Annotated in this window: 12 protein-coding genes; 4 read left to right on the forward strand and 8 right to left on the reverse strand. The window is 68.7% G+C overall.

The window, feature by feature from the left end; all coding sequences use genetic code 11:
• Positions 1-106: 106 nt before the first annotated feature.
• From EV649_RS26350 to EV649_RS26360, 3 genes are read right to left on the reverse strand one after another with little or no spacing between them, the layout of a single operon-like run.
• Entirely contained in the window at positions 107-1,018 is a 912-nt protein-coding gene (locus EV649_RS26350; protein WP_130386311.1) for a phosphotriesterase, read from the reverse strand.
• Between the two features lie 46 nt (positions 1,019-1,064).
• Positions 1,065-1,709 carry a response regulator transcription factor gene (locus EV649_RS26355; protein ID WP_130386312.1) on the reverse strand — a complete coding sequence of 215 codons (645 nt, stop codon included), beginning with the start codon at positions 1,707-1,709 and terminating at the stop codon, positions 1,065-1,067.
• Positions 1,697-3,409, reverse strand: coding sequence for a histidine kinase (locus tag EV649_RS26360; RefSeq protein WP_241998860.1), 1,713 nt, complete (start codon positions 3,407-3,409; stop codon positions 1,697-1,699). Before EV649_RS26360 ends, EV649_RS26355 begins: the two co-directional genes overlap by 13 nt.
• A gap of 163 nt (positions 3,410-3,572) precedes the next feature.
• On the opposite strand from EV649_RS26360, the gene EV649_RS26365 reads away from it, so the two are divergent.
• Positions 3,573-5,057, forward strand: coding sequence for a hypothetical protein (locus tag EV649_RS26365; RefSeq protein ID WP_130386314.1), 1,485 nt, complete (start codon positions 3,573-3,575; stop codon positions 5,055-5,057).
• Here EV649_RS26365 and EV649_RS26370 read toward each other — a convergent pair.
• Together EV649_RS26370 and EV649_RS26375 are read right to left on the reverse strand one after the other, a co-directional pair.
• Positions 5,054-6,550, reverse strand: a complete 1,497-nt coding sequence (locus tag EV649_RS26370) for an ATP-binding protein (RefSeq protein WP_130386315.1) — start codon at positions 6,548-6,550, stop codon at positions 5,054-5,056. The genes EV649_RS26365 and EV649_RS26370 overlap by 4 nt on opposite strands.
• Positions 6,551-6,625: 75 nt before the next feature.
• The gene (locus EV649_RS26375; protein ID WP_241998692.1) at positions 6,626-8,350 is read right to left on the reverse strand and encodes a DEAD/DEAH box helicase; all 1,725 of its coding nucleotides are present in this window, start codon (positions 8,348-8,350) and stop codon (positions 6,626-6,628) included.
• Positions 8,351-8,544: 194 nt separating this feature from the next.
• On the opposite strand from EV649_RS26375, the gene EV649_RS26380 reads away from it, so the two are divergent.
• Positions 8,545-9,054, forward strand: a complete 510-nt coding sequence (locus tag EV649_RS26380; RefSeq protein ID WP_241998694.1) for a DinB family protein — start codon at positions 8,545-8,547, stop codon at positions 9,052-9,054.
• Between the two features lie 3 nt (positions 9,055-9,057).
• On the opposite strand, the gene EV649_RS26385 is transcribed toward EV649_RS26380, so the two are convergent.
• The 3 genes from EV649_RS26385 to EV649_RS26395 are packed head-to-tail and all read right to left on the reverse strand — an operon-like array spanning position 9,058 to position 10,553.
• Entirely contained in the window at positions 9,058-9,726 is a 669-nt protein-coding gene (locus tag EV649_RS26385) for a TetR family transcriptional regulator (protein WP_130386317.1), read from the reverse strand.
• Positions 9,698-10,108 carry a DCC1-like thiol-disulfide oxidoreductase family protein gene (locus tag EV649_RS26390; RefSeq protein WP_130386318.1) on the reverse strand — a complete coding sequence of 137 codons (411 nt, stop codon included), beginning with the start codon at positions 10,106-10,108 and terminating at the stop codon, positions 9,698-9,700. The genes EV649_RS26385 and EV649_RS26390 overlap by 29 nt, the downstream gene beginning before the upstream one ends.
• A 13-nt stretch (positions 10,109-10,121) precedes the next feature.
• Positions 10,122-10,553 carry a hypothetical protein gene (locus EV649_RS26395; protein ID WP_130386319.1) on the reverse strand — a complete coding sequence of 144 codons (432 nt, stop codon included), beginning with the start codon at positions 10,551-10,553 and terminating at the stop codon, positions 10,122-10,124.
• Between the two features lie 119 nt (positions 10,554-10,672).
• Here EV649_RS26395 and EV649_RS26400 point away from each other — a divergent pair, with 119 nt between their 5' ends.
• Together EV649_RS26400 and EV649_RS26405 are read left to right on the forward strand one after the other, a co-directional pair.
• Entirely contained in the window at positions 10,673-11,710 is a 1,038-nt protein-coding gene (locus tag EV649_RS26400) for an amidohydrolase family protein (RefSeq protein WP_130386320.1), read from the forward strand.
• Positions 11,707-12,066: a nuclear transport factor 2 family protein gene (locus EV649_RS26405; protein ID WP_130386321.1), complete on the forward strand. Its 360-nt coding sequence runs from the start codon at positions 11,707-11,709 to the stop codon at positions 12,064-12,066. Before EV649_RS26400 ends, EV649_RS26405 begins: the two co-directional genes overlap by 4 nt.
• Positions 12,067-12,100: the final 34 nt, after the last annotated feature.

The raw sequence follows: 12,100 nt of genomic DNA on the forward strand, positions 1-12,100 counted from the left end.
CGTCAGCCCGAAGGCGACACCGAACGTAAGAGCCAGACAGCGGGTGCTCAGGATCCAACCACCGCGTGAGCGGCAGCATCACCCTGACACTGAGGGGAACGTACCGCTACGCCCGCCAATCCGTGGCGAAGGCGCGCGCTGGGTTGCTCCGGAACACCGCGTCGGCGATGTCCGCACCGAAGTGCCGCGTGATCCGCGGCCTGAGGTGCGTCAGCAGGTACGGCATCCCCGGACCCTCTCCGGTCGCGGCCCGGGCGCGGGCCGTCGTGGTGTCGCCGCCGAGCAGCAGGCGTTCCGCGTACCCCGCATCGATCAGCGCCGCGAGGCAATCGGTCAGCCGTGGATCGGTCGCATTGTTGGCCCGCGACGGCCCGTCGAACGCCAACCACGCACCCCGCCGCGCCAACTCGAGATGCACACGGTGATCGGGAAACCGGTTGAGGTGCCCGAGAATCACGGCAGCTGGATGTACGTCGAGTTCGTCGACGAGGAGATCGAGTACGGCGTCCGCGGCGGAACCAAGCTCGTGATGGATGGCGATCGGCGCGTTGGTCGCGTGATGAGCCTCGGCCGCTGCCCGCATTACGAGCTCGGCGTGTCCGTCGAGGACGTGGAACCCACCGGCCACCTTGATCAGCCCGGCGCGGACCGGGGTGTCACCGATACCGGTCGTCAGCTCGCGGACGAAGATCTCGGCCAGATGGTCCTGCACCTTGTCGACGTACCCGTCCTGGTAGTGTTCGCGCCGGTGCAGGCCGGTCGCGGCGACGATCGAAACGCCTGTGCTGGTTGAGATTCCGGGCAGGAGACTGGCTTGCCGGTTCAGCCCGTGCGGAGTCCATTGCACGATCGCCTGACCGCCCGCGTCCGCAAACGCCCGTACCTCGGCAACCGCTGCCGCCTCGTCGTCCAGCTCCTGCCCAGGCAGCACAGCAGAGCGGAAGAACAGGTGGTCGTGTGAGTCGGTCACGCCGAGCGCTTCCGGCACGAGGTCGTTCAGGACCGTACGGATCCGCATCAGAACCTCTCTGTCAGGTCACGGCACCAGCAAAGGTACCGTCTGCTCAACCGCGGAGGGCGGTCAGTACGGCGAGGACCCGGCGGTTCACGTCGGCCGAGGGTTCCAGCTGGAGCTTGCGGAAGAGGTGTGCGCAGGTTGCCTCGACGGTGCGCTCGCTGATGTGGAGCTCACCGGCGATGGCCGAGTTGGACCGTCCCTCCGCCATCAGCGCCAGGATGTCTCGCTCCCGACTCGTGAGCTGGGTCAGGGGCGAGTCCGGGCGCCTTCGCCGCATCAGCCGCGACACGATCGTCGGGTCGAGGACGCATTCGCCGTCGGCGACCCGCCGGAGTGCATCCACGAGTACGGCGATATCGGACACGCGCTCCTTGAGCAGATAGCCGACACCGCCGGGTTGATCCGCGAGAAGCCGGGATGCGTACCGGCTCTCGACGTACTGGCTCAGCACGACCACCGCAGTGTCCGGGTAGCGCTCGCGGATCTGTCGAGCCGCCACCAACCCTTCGTCGGTGTGCGTCGGCGGCATCCGGATGTCCACGATCGCGGCATCCGGCGTACCGAGTGCGACCAGGCGGAGCAGTTCGTCGGCGTCAGCGGCCTCACCGATGACGTCGATGCCGGCGTCACCGAGCAGCCGCGCGAGGCCCGAACGGATCAGCATGACGTCGTCCGCGATCACGACTCGCACGGGATCACCGCCGTCACGACGTAGCCGCCGGGCTCGGGATCAGACCAGGTGACCTCTCCCCCGACCGCACCGACCCGATCGCCGACCGCCGTGAGATCCGGCGTTCGGATGGTCGCGGACTCCGTCTCCACCCTGACGATCAGCGACTCCGCGACCTGGCGGACCGCGATCCGGCAACGTGTGGCAACAGAAGGTTGTACGACGCTACCGACTGCGGCAGCGACGGTCGCATAAGCAGCCATCGCCACCTCAGTTGTGAGCGGGTCAGTGACCTGCATCGTGAGCTCCGCCGGTACGTCGGATGCCGCCACGAGCTCGACCAGAGCCTGCTCGAGACCCTCGTCGGCGAGCACGCTCGGAAACACTCCGTGCGCCAGCCGACGCAACTGGCTGAGAGCGTCGCCGACCTTGTTCTCCACCTTCTCGATCGCGATCCGCGTCTCCTGGTCGGCGTCGGCGCGGGCAATGCGCAACTGGAGACCTACGCCGACCAGCCGTTGCTGCGCGCCGTCGTGCAGGTCGCGCTCGATCCGCCGGCGTTCGCCGTCCGATGCGGCGACGACCCGGCGTTGTGACGCGCGTACCTCTGCCAGTCGCGCTCGAGCGACCGTCGACATCTGTGCGTTGTGAAGCGCCAACCGGGTGGCCGGGGACAGACCCGCGAGGACCTCCGCCGGGTCCACGGCGCGCGCGACGACGAGCCGAACGGTCGGCTCCGCACCGTCGGTCAGAACCACGGTTCGGTCCGGTTCAGGCGGGTCCACGACGGCGGCACCGGCCGGGTCGAGCCACCGCTCCTCACCGGGCACAGCGAACTGGACATCGACGACGGCTCCGCGCCGTACGGACTCTGCCGACAGGCCGGACACCACCCTGTCGACGGCCGCGCGGGTCCGCAGAACACGCAGGTGCAGCAGGCACACGGCTGCTCCGACAGCGGCGACGGCCAACGGCTCCAGCGGGAGTCTGACGGCTGACGGCGTGATGTTCTCGAAGGTCAGCCACCGTACGACGGCCAGCCCTACGAGCGCCATCAGAGCAGCCAGCGCCGCGCCGCTCACCAACCGATACGAACGGGACCTGAGAGTCGCGGCGACCGCGACTCCACCGATCACGGCAATGCTGACGATCGCCGCCGTGGTGATCGCCATCGTGGAGCGGGTCCCGACCAGTTCGCCGAGGAGTGGCGAGAGGTTGGCACAGGTCTGGGCGCAGCCCGGATCGGCGAACGGGTCATAAGCCAGCACGTGTACGCCGGCCGCAACGACAGCGATCCCGGCGATGACGATCAGGAGCCGGTCCGCTCGTGGCTCTCCTCGGGCCGGCCAGAGTAGAGCCGTCGCGGCGATCGCGGCCACGGCCAGCGGTCTCGTTGCGAGAGTAGCGCCGCGCAACGAGTCCGGCAGCCACTCCTGCGAGGCCCACAGCGGCAGGATCGCCGCAACGCCGGCCAGCGCGAGCGCTGCTGAGGCACGGCCGCTGTGCGAGCGTGCGGCCCAGGCCCCGGCGACGGAGACCGCGGCAGCCACGGCGACGACCAGCACATACCAGGCCGGCAGCCGCTGCACCGTGGCTGCGTTCGGGTTGGCGAACGCGAACGGCAGCACGCAGAGCACCACGACCGCGGCCGACAGCACCGTCGCGGACACAGCCAGACCTGCACTGCGCACCGCTACCACCGGACCTGCCCCCGCCACCATGGTCACGCTTCCCATTGTGCGCTTGTGAAGTCACAGTTGGGTGCAGTGGTAGCCACATTCGATCCGCGTGCCAACACGGTCGGCAGAAGACAGCGCCACTCGTAGCGTCCGGAGTACTGGACGTTACTCAACGTCCAACCTTCTGGACGTAGGGGGAGAAACCATGAACGTACTGCGCAGACGCGGTCTCAGCTACGGCCTCGTCGGCATCATGCTGATGGCACCGCTCGGCTGTAGTGGTGCGAAGGCAGTCGACAAGGCCGGTGGGGACAGCGCCGTACTGACGCTGGCCACCATCGACGACGTGAACGACAACGGTCAGTCGTTCGGCCCGCAGGCCTTCGTCGACAACCTCCGCACGGTGTCCGGCGGAAAGCTGAAGGTCGAGATCAAGAAGAACTACGGCGAAGGCGACGCAACGGCTGAATCCGCCATCGTGAAGGCGATCGCGGCCGGCGAGATCGACGGTGGCTGGCCGTCGACGCGGGCCTTCGCGGGAGCCGGGATCACCAGCCTGAAGGCCGTCGAGGCGCCGATGACCATCACCAGCTACACCGCGGAGAAGCAGCTGGTGACAGCGCCGGTCGCCAAGTCCCTGCTCGCCAGCTTGGACAGCACCGGAGTCGTCGGCCTCGGACTGACCGTCGGACCGCTTCGCCGGCCGTTCGCTGCGAAGAAACCGCTGCTCGGACCGGCTGACTGGACGGGCACGCGGTTCCGGACCTACAACTCGCCCGTACAGGAAGATGCCATCCGGGCGCTGGGCGGTACGCCGGTGAACTTCGGGATCGAGTGGGGCGGCGAGGTCCGGGCCGGTCGTCTTCGCGGCGCCGAGTTCGACGTTCCGCAGTACGCCAGGTACGACGCCGTTCTCGCCTTCCAGGTCACCGCCAATGTCGTGCTCTGGCCGAAGGTCTTCGTCCTGAGCTTCAGCCGGCAACGGTTCGAGGCCCTGACCGAGCAGCAGCGAAGCTGGATCCGGGATGCGGCGGAGCGAGCGACGAAGGCGTCTGTCGAGGCGACCTACGAGGAGTCGACCATCGCCGGCGAGATGTGTAGCGACGGCATCCGTTTCATCAGCGCCGCACCAGGTGAGGTCGCCGGCCTGCGCAGGAAACTGCAGCCTGTACTCGACCGGCTTGCGGCCGACCCGAACAGCGGGCCGATGCTGAAGGACATCCAGGCCATCGCGACGGCCAATCCCGTGGCTGATGTCCCGAACGTGCCAGAAGCCTGTCGGCAGACGGGTAAGGAAGCTCCTGCCACCAAGATCCCTCAAGAGGTCTCCGCGCTGCCGAACGGTGTCTACCGGGTGGAAATCACCCTCGAGGACGTGCACGCAGCAGGTCTGGACAACAGCGACGGAAACTCGGGGACCTGGACCCTGACTGTGCGGAACGGAACGTTCGAGGTCCGCTGCCGGCCCATCGGCGATCCGAGCGATGACTGCGGTGGCACCATCACCGACGGCGTGCTCGGCGCAGGAGATCTCCGCGGCACCGGTCACCAGGTCTGGCTCGTGCCCGAGGGAAAGGACCACCCGGCCCGGTTCACCTGGGCGGTCGACGGCAACACTCTCGTTCTCAGCGAGTCGTCCGCCCCGAAGGGGGCGGAGATGATCCTCGAGCCGTGGGAGAAGATCGGCTAGGACAGACGGCGTCGGCAGGGGACAGTGGCAGTCACCGTCGTACCGGCTCCGGGTGGACTCTCCACCCGGAGCCGGCCGTCGAGTACAGCCAGTCGGTCGGACAGGCCGGTCAGCCCCGACCCGGACGCGTCGGCTCCACCGCGCCCGTCGTCGGTGATGCTGGCCCGCAGCAGATCGCCGTACCGGCGTACGTCGATCTTGACCACGCCGGCGTCGGCGTGCTTGGCCGCGTTGGCCAATGCCTCTGAACAGACGTAGAACAACGCGGTCTCGGCGTCGGCGTCACCGGCAGAGTCGCCGCCGTAGCTGATCACCACCTCGGCCGGAGCTCGCGCCGCGAGGATTTCGAGGGCATCGCGCAGCCTCCCCTCTCCTAGCGTCGCGGGTGGAATGCCTGCCACCAGGTCGCCGATCTCCGCGATCGCGGTTGCGAGTTCTGCTTCCACAATGTCCAATGCAGTCGCGGTCCCGACATGTACGTCGGCCAGTTGAGCCTGGGCGTCCCTCAAGAGGGCCGCCACGTTCTGCCCCAGCTCTTCGGCCACCTCCTCCCGCTGACGGTCTGCGGCTGCGACGACGCGCGCACGCGCCGCCTCCAGCTCGCTCAGTCGCGAGAGCTGTTCGTCCTGCAGCCGGATGTTGGTTACCGCCAGCCGCACGGCGGTCTCGACCGCCCGGGCAGTCAGCGGATCCTCGAGTGCCGTCGACCGATGCGCGACGACAGCCACCGGTACGTCTGCCTCACTCACCATGAGCAACTGCCGGTCTGCCTGCCCACCAGCGAAGTCCTGCCAGCGGTGGACTCTGAGGCTCGGATCGCCGAGCGCCTCGCCGAGTACGGAGGCGAAGCCGTCGAGACCGGCCAACGGTCGACTGACCAAGACCGCGTCGGCGAGCCGTCGCCGTACTCGTAGCGCCGACCAGTACGCGACCGGAAAGGTCACAGCGACGAGTCCGAGGACGACCTGGTAGTCAAGGAGGGCTAGCGCCGGATCGAACGACTCCCGGCTTCGGGCGATCGACCAACTGACGCCAAGTGTCACCGCCACCGCCCCGGCTGCCGTCACCGGATACCAGCGAGCGCTCGGCGGACGCATCGCTGCGCCGACGGCGACCAGAACGAAGAGCAGAGCCACCACCGGTTGCGGGACGAGGCCGAGAGCAACCACTCCCGCAAGTGCGGCGGCCAGCCAGGCGAATCGGCCGCGGATCACGCCGGTGGGAAACATCACCAACGCCACCGCAAGCACCGCCTGATGCAGCGGAAGGGCCTGCACGAACACAGATCCGAGCAGCCAAGCACCACCTACGGCGGCGACCATCACTCGCTGACGAGCCGGCCCGGTCGGCAAGGCCCCGGCAAGGATGAAGGCGACACCGACAGCGACGTCGACCGCCATCCGCCACCCGTCGACCTGCGATGCCAGGTCTGCCCGCACGGCCAGCAGCGCCAACCCACCAGTTGCGACCACCCCAGCCGCGAGCCTGACCATGTCTCCGACTGTCGCCCGGCCGGCTTCCAACAGCAAGGGAAAGGCCCAGTCGGGATGACTGGGCCTTTCAGTGGATCAGCGACCTCGGCGGGAGCTGCCGGCGCGCGAGCCTGCGGAGAACGCGGCGGCTCCGGCGGGACGAGCCGCCGATCCCGGAGTGCTCGTGGAGTAGCTCTTCGGGCCGCCCGAGCCGGCGCGGGCCTTGGAGCGACCGGAGCTCCGCGAGCCACCGGCCGCACGAGTCGCCTGGCCAGAACCCGTTTGGCCAGAACCCGCTTGGCCTGACCGCTTGCCAGTCGCCTGCTGAGCGGGGCCTGAAGCGCGCCGACGGCGATTGCCGCGGCCCGATCCGCTGCCGCCCGTGCCCGCGACGCGTTCCGACTGGACCGGCCGGGCCGTCGGCGCGACGAAGGTTCGTTCGCCCGGGGCCAGTTCTCCGAGGAGCGGATGGTCGGCGCCGAGCTTGGTGACCTTCGGCGCGATGCCGGCCTTGCGGGTCAGGTCGCGGACGTCCCGGACCTGCTCGTCGGTCATCAGCGTGACGACAGTGCCCTCGGCGCCGGCGCGGGCGGTGCGGCCCGAGCGGTGCAGGTACGCCTTGTGCTCGATCGGCGGGTCGGCGTGGATCACCAGCGTCACATTGTCGACGTGGATGCCACGGGCCGCGATGTCAGTGGCGACCAGCGTCTTCGCCGAACCGTCGGAGAATGCCTCCAGGTTCCGCGTACGGGCGCCCTGGGACAGGTTGCCGTGCAACTCGACCGCGGGGACGCCTTGGGCGATCAGCTTCTTCGTGAGCGACTTGGCGCCGTACTTCGTCCTGGTGAACACCAGCGAGCGACCCGGGGCGGCGGTCAGGTCGACGAGGACCGGGAGGCGGGTGTCGGGCTGGACGTGCAGGACGTGGTGCGTCATCTGCGAGACCGGCGAGCGAGCCGAGTCGACGCTGTGCGTGACCGGGTCGGTCATGAAGCGCCGTACGAGAACGTCGACGCCGGCGTCCAACGTAGCGGAGAACAGCAGCCGCTGGGCCGTGGCAGGCGTTGCTTCGAGAATCCGGCGTACGGCGGGCAGGAACCCGAGGTCAGCCATGTGATCGGCCTCGTCGAGCACGGTGATCTCGACCGCGCCGAGCTTGGCGTGACCGGCCTGGACGTGGTCCTCGAGCCGTCCCGGGCAGGCGACGACGATGTCGGCGCCCTTGCGCAGGCCGGTGATCTGCGGGCCGTGACCGACACCGCCGAAGATCGTCATCGAGCGCAGTCCGAACGTGTCGGCGAGCGGCTCGATCGAGGCCTGGATCTGCGTCGCGAGCTCGCGGGTCGGAGCAAGGATCAGCGCGCGCGGATGGTTGGGCCGGCGCTTGGTGGTGCTGGCCGCGAGCCGCGCGAGAACCGGCAGGACGAACGCGTAGGTCTTGCCCGATCCGGTCCGTCCGCGGCCGAGGACATCCTTACCGGCCAGCGAATCCGGCAACGTGGCCGCCTGGATCGGGAACGGCGTCGACACCCCGGCAGCGGCCAGCGTGGCCACCAGCCGATCGGGTACGCCGAGCTCCGCGAAGCTGCGGTTGTCGGGGGCAACCGTTTCGGTCACCTCGTCATCGTTGCTGATGGCAACTTCGAGCTGCTGCTCGGCGCCGGCGGACTGCTGGTTGCGTCCGGCACCGGAACGGCGCCGGCGCCGCGGCCGTGACTGCCCGGCCCGCGCGTCACTGGCCGGCTTGTCGCCGGCAGGCTTGCGGGACTGGGAGGTGGATTGGTTGGGCGTGGTTGTAGACGTGAGGCGGCGTGCCGCCATAGTGGTACTCCAAAAGTTCGGGGGTCGTCCTGCCCGGCGCGGCCGGTAGGGCCGCGGCGCGTGGTGGTCGACTGCTGGCGCACAGTAGTTGCGCTCACCGGCCCGAGGCAGAACTGGGCGGGCCGTCGGAATCAGTTTACGGCACTGCGGGGCCGTTTCTTACGGGACGCTCGTCACACAGGTAGGTTCTGCTCGTGACGGAACAGTTTCGGGTCGACCCACCGACGGTCGCCGACGAGCGGGTACTGCTGCAGGGATTCCTCGACTACCACCGCGGAACGCTGCTGTGGAAACTCTCCGGGCTCACGGACGAGCAGCTCGTCCAGCGCGCCGTGGAGCCGGCCAGTATGTCGTTGATCGGACTCGTGCGGCACCTGAGCGAGGTCGAGAAGTACTGGTTCCATCGCGCCCTGGCCGGCCACGACTCGCCCCCGAAGTACTGGAGTGCCGAGTTCCCCGACGGTGACTTCGACCACGTCGATCCGGCGGTCGTCGCGGAGGACCTCGAGGACTTCCGCCAGATCATCAAGACCTCGGACGCGCTGGCCGCGAACTACTCGCTGGACGACACGTTCTACCGCCCCGGCCAGGAACCGCTGCACTCCGTGCGCTACCTCTACATCCACATGATCGAGGAGTACGCCCGCCACAACGGCCACGCCGACCTCCTCCGCCAACGCCTGGACGGCGCCACCGGCGAGTAGGTCCTACGGCTTGATCGAGTTGATCAGGCCGACGATGTCATTGGTGACGCCTCGGACGCCGGGGATGCGGGTCAGGCGGAGCAGGCGATCCACGAGCGGGACGGCGCGGTCGATCAGGGCACGGCTTCGGCGGACGTCCTCGGACTGGTCGTGGACCCAGAACAGGACCACGCCCATCTGGAGCAGCCAGAGCAGTTCGGGGAGTTCGGCCTTGAGATCGGCGGCCAACTTCAGGTCGGAGCCGTCGATGACCCGCCGGAAGATCTCCACACTCGCGTCCCTCGCCGGCCGGGATTCCTCGCTGAACGGCGACAACGGGCTGCGCGGATCGGCCGCCGTCTTGAAGAGCGTGCCGGCGAACTCGTGGTACGGCGCGGACACGTCCAGCCAGGTCCGCAGTACGCCGGCCAAGCGCGGCACGAACGCCTTCTCGGTCGCGAGAATCGGCTCGACCGCCTCGCGGTGCTGGTCCTGCAGCAGGTCGTAGTACGCCTGCATGAGGTGGTCCTTGGAACCGTAGTAGTAGTACGCGTTCCCCACCGACACGCCCGCCTCGTTGGCGATCGCGCGCATCGTGGTCTTCCCGTACCCCTGCTCCCGGAACAACCGCAACGCGGTCGACAGGATCAGCTCACGCGTCTGCTCACCCTTCGCGGTCGCACTGTCCGTCACACCCGTCAGCGTAATCACCTCCACTCAACCGCCGCAGCCCCGCCGCCGCCTGAACGATCGCCCGCGCCACCGGCCGCATCGCCGGGCTGGCCAGTCGTACGGCGGTGTGCCGGTGCTCCCCCGTGGCCCACAGACACACGATCCAGGCGCGATCGCCGATGTACACGGACCCGTCGTCGGCGATCACGGTCACGTCCCGCAGCGTCGCGTCATGATCCAGCGCGGGGTAGAGCGTCCGCGCATCCGTCGACCCCGCCGCGACGAACCGCAGACGCACCACCCCGCCGTACCCGTCCGGCGCCGGGTGCTGTGCCGCCAGCCAGTCCTTGAAGCGGCGGCACATTCCGCAGTGGGCGTCGTACAGAACCGTCAACTCACGCACGGCCGGGCGGCCGTCAATATCCGTACCGGGCGGCCTGCTCGGTCATCGTGACCGGCTGGATGTTGTCGTTCGGCGGCACCGGCGGACGGGTCATGCTGTCGAGCCGGCTCCGGGTCCGGATCTTGTTGAAGATCCACACGTTCGTCAGGTGCACCACCCCGAGCACCAGCATCACGATCCCGAGCTTCACGCTGAGCTGCTCGAACACCCCGCTCGCGTCCTCCACCGGGCTCTCGCTGCGCAGGAACAGCGTCACGAACCCGAGGTTGATCAGGTAGAACCCGACCACCAGCAACCGGTTCACCGCGTCGGCGAACTCGGCGTTGCCGTGGAACACGTCGACCAGGAAGATCCGCCCGTTCCGGCTCAGAGTCCGCGCCACCCAGATCGTCAGCGGCACCGCGATCAGCAGGTAGACCAGGTACGTCGTGACTGTCATGTCCATCTCTATCCCCACTCTTGAACACGTTCAACTCTTCCGGTTCTGACCGTACGCCGCTCTTTTGAACATGTTCAAGTCAGATGTCACGTGATCTGGATCTCGCCTGGGTCAGAATGGCGACCATGACGACCTGGGTCTTCGAAGGAACCGTTCTTCCCTCCGGCGACACCGCACGCCTGACGTTCGGTCAGGACCCGTCCGGCGAGCAGTTGCCCGGGCGGTACGCCGTACCGGGTCTGGTCGACTCGCACTGTCACCTGACGCTGGCGGCCGGCCCGAACGGGCCCGTCCTGCGCGGCGCGGACTTCGCCGCCGAGCGACTCGGGGAGCTGGCCGACGCCGGGGTGAGCGCGGTTCGAGACGTCGGCGGGAACCGCGAGGTCACCCTCGAACTCGCCCGGACCGCGGACCCGGATCGCCCGCTCGTCCTCGCTGCCGGCCGGTTCCTCGCCCCGAACGGCCGGTACTTCCCGGACGCGTACGAGCCGGTCGACCCGGAGGACCTGCTGACCGCGGTCGAGGCCGAGATCGCCGACGGCGCGACCTGGCTGAAACTGGTCGGCGACTTCCCGGAGGTCGGCCCGGACGGCCCGATCCGCGGCAGCAAGGTCAGCCCGTCGTACGACATCGAGGTGGTCGAGGCGATGGTCGAGCTGGCCCACTCCCGCAACGTCCGCGTCGCCGCGCACGTCAACACCGACCACGTCAGCGAGCTGATCCGGGTCGGCATCGACTCGGTCGAGCACGGTACGGCGCTCACCGAGCAGGACCTGCAGGCGCTCGGCGCCCGGGGCGGCGCGTGGACGCCGACGCTCTGCGCCTCCGTCACGCCGAGCCCCGACGAGACCCCGGAGCGCAAGGCCCGGCGCGAAGAACGGTCGGCGTACCTCGCGTCGATCCTCCCGCTCGCCGAGCGGTACGGCGTCCGTGTGCTGACCGGATCCGACGTGGTCGGCACCGTCGCCGCCGAGATCGACCAGCTCGTCCGACACGGGCTGACCGTCGAGCAGGCGATCACCGCGGCCTCGACCGGCGCGCAGGACTTTCTCGGGCTGAGCGGCGCCGGCAACCTCGTCACGTACGACGTGGATCCGCGCGCGCATCCCGGCGTACTCGCGACTCCGTCCGCGGTCGTTCTCAACCACCGGCGGATCTCGTGAAGGAGAAGGATCTCGATCGCTGGGTCGACAGGTACCGGAAGGCGTGGGAGAGCAACGATCCCAAGGATGTCGCCGCGCTCTGGACCGAGGACGCCACCTGGTACCGGCGGCCCGACGAGGACCCCGTGACCGGCCGGGACGCGATCGTGGCGGTCTGGCTCGAGATCGCCGACGCGCCCGGCGAGACGACGTTCGAGTACGAGGTGCTCGGGTTCGGGGACGGCGTCGCGTTCGTCCGCGGCTGGACGACGTACCTGACCAATCCGCCGGGCGAGTTCAGCAACCTCTGGGTGATCCGGCTGGAGAAGGATCGCGCGTACGAGTTCACCGAGTGGTGGATGGAGAAGCCGCGCTGAGCTAGGCTGCCGGAAGGCGCTTCAGGGTGCCACC

Source organism: Kribbella sp. VKM Ac-2569, from assembly GCF_004216905.1.
GTDB lineage: Bacteria > Actinomycetota > Actinomycetes > Propionibacteriales > Kribbellaceae > Kribbella.

Coding starts and splice junctions, on each gene's coding strand:
- EV649_RS26350 (WP_130386311.1), bottom strand. CDS start 1,018: ATGCGGATCCGTACGGTCCTGAACGACCTCGTGCCGGAAGCGCTCGGC.
- EV649_RS26360 (WP_241998860.1), bottom strand. CDS start 3,409: ATGGTGGCGGGGGCAGGTCCGGTGGTAGCGGTGCGCAGTGCAGGTCTG.
- EV649_RS26365 (WP_130386314.1), top strand. CDS start 3,573: ATGAACGTACTGCGCAGACGCGGTCTCAGCTACGGCCTCGTCGGCATC.
- EV649_RS26370 (WP_130386315.1), bottom strand. CDS start 6,550: ATGGTCAGGCTCGCGGCTGGGGTGGTCGCAACTGGTGGGTTGGCGCTG.
- EV649_RS26375 (WP_241998692.1), bottom strand. CDS start 8,350: ATGGCGGCACGCCGCCTCACGTCTACAACCACGCCCAACCAATCCACC.
- EV649_RS26395 (WP_130386319.1), bottom strand. CDS start 10,553: ATGGACATGACAGTCACGACGTACCTGGTCTACCTGCTGATCGCGGTG.
- EV649_RS26400 (WP_130386320.1), top strand. CDS start 10,673: ATGACGACCTGGGTCTTCGAAGGAACCGTTCTTCCCTCCGGCGACACC.